At 52.4% G+C, this 1,612-nt stretch carries 1 protein-coding gene; it reads right to left on the reverse strand.

The window, feature by feature from the left end; genetic code table 11:
• Positions 1-129: 129 nt before the first annotated feature.
• Positions 130-1,338 carry an IS110 family transposase gene (locus B5G34_RS18125; protein ID WP_087340689.1) on the reverse strand — a complete coding sequence of 403 codons (1,209 nt, stop codon included), beginning with the start codon at positions 1,336-1,338 and terminating at the stop codon, positions 130-132.
• Between the last annotated feature and the right edge of the window lie 274 nt (positions 1,339-1,612).

Here is a 1,612-nt window from a genome sequence, read left to right on the forward strand (position 1 = left end):
GAAAGACCTGCTAACAAAAGTCAAGTAGAAATTTTAGATTTGGGGGAGCGGCAAAAAGACAACACAAAATCAAGCCGCTGAGCATCTCAAAATCGAAACGGCGGCCAGCCAGATGGTATGACACGAAAATTAGTTGTGCTCCAGAGAATCCAAGTAGGCTTTCACAGAAGCGTAGTAGATGCGTAGGAACTTGTTGGCGGATGCCATCATGTAGACACGGTAGGGCTTGCCCTCAGAGCGTTTCTTGTTCATGAACTGGTAGACCGGCTCATCCGTTGGAGCGCATTGTAGGATGACACCCATCACCAGAAAGAGCGTCCTGCGCAGGGAGGCAGATCCCCGCTTAGAAATGCTACGGCTACGGACATCCATTTGGCCGGATTGGTAGGGTGGGGCGTCAATGCCCGCAAAGGCCACCAGCGCTTTCTTGGAATGAAAACGGCGCACATCGCCAATTTCAGCTATGAGTTGGGGGCCGAGTGTGGGGCCAACACCAAACATCCCCATCACTACAGGATACTCCGGCAGAGAAGCTGCCAGAGACTGCATCTCCTGTTTGAGAGCAGCTAATGCGGCGGAAGTTGCCTGGAGTTGGGAAATGGCCTGTTCTACCAAAAGTTTTGCCGTATTTGTTTTCGGCATGACACCGAAGCGTCCACAGGCGGAGGCATAAATGTCCAGCGCCTTATCTTCACTGAAATTGTAGCCGTGCTTTCTGCACCACTTCTGGTACTTGGTGGTAAAGACTTTCTTAGACAGACCACAGACACATTCGCAATGCCAGAAAGCAGCTACAAAGTCCACCCACTTTTCGCTGCCATCGGCGCGGGGCGGACTGGTAAACAGACGGTTTGCATCAGGGAAAGCGGTGTCCAGCAGGGAGATCAAGTTGTTTTTCAGCATGGTCTGTACTTTGGAATACTGTTGGTACTGCCGGTAGCAGGTCTTCAACATGAGCCGGGCATCTTCTTCCGGGACATATCTCGGAAGTGTGAGCCAGTGGTCAAGACCGTAGTTGGCCAGCTTCACGGCATCCTTCTTGTCGGTCTTGCCCCGTCTTAAACTGTTGTTCCCGTAGTCGTGCACCAGCATTGCATTGACTACGGAAACATAAAGCCCCGCGCCGTGGAGCAGCCAGGCCACAGGCGCATGGTAATTGCCCGTGGATTCCATCACCACACGGGTCTCGCCGTCCAGGCTTTTGAGCAGCCTTGCCAGCTCGCTCAGTTCACTGGCGGTGTGGCACACTTCAAAAGGTGAAACCACTACCTCTCCAAAGGGCCGCATGACTGCAATCGTGCTCTTGCCCTTGGAAACATCGATGCCAACGCAGTTCATTCCCATTCCTCCAATACAAAGAATTCGCAACCGGAATCCATCTTTTCTCGTTGCCGATTCAATCTATTGCGTGACACGAACTCTCCGGCACCCGGTGGCTCAACCTGCTCAAATCGAACGCTGCAACAAGAGGATGGCTGACAGTCTTTCGAACGGACATAAAAGCCCAAGGAGGGATTGGTCAGCCAGTTGCTCCCCTTATTGTAGCTTAGGCACGAGATGGAGAGAAAGCCGGACTGGCTGCCCGGCTTTCCTGTCCAAATTTATTGTAATA

This window comes from Flavonifractor sp. An82 (assembly GCF_002159265.1).
Lineage (GTDB): Bacteria > Bacillota > Clostridia > Oscillospirales > Oscillospiraceae > Flavonifractor.

Bases quoted from the DNA above. Each gene is read 5' to 3' on its own strand.
- B5G34_RS18125 (WP_087340689.1), bottom strand. From the start codon at position 1,338: ATGAACTGCGTTGGCATCGATGTTTCCAAGGGCAAGAGCACGATTGCA.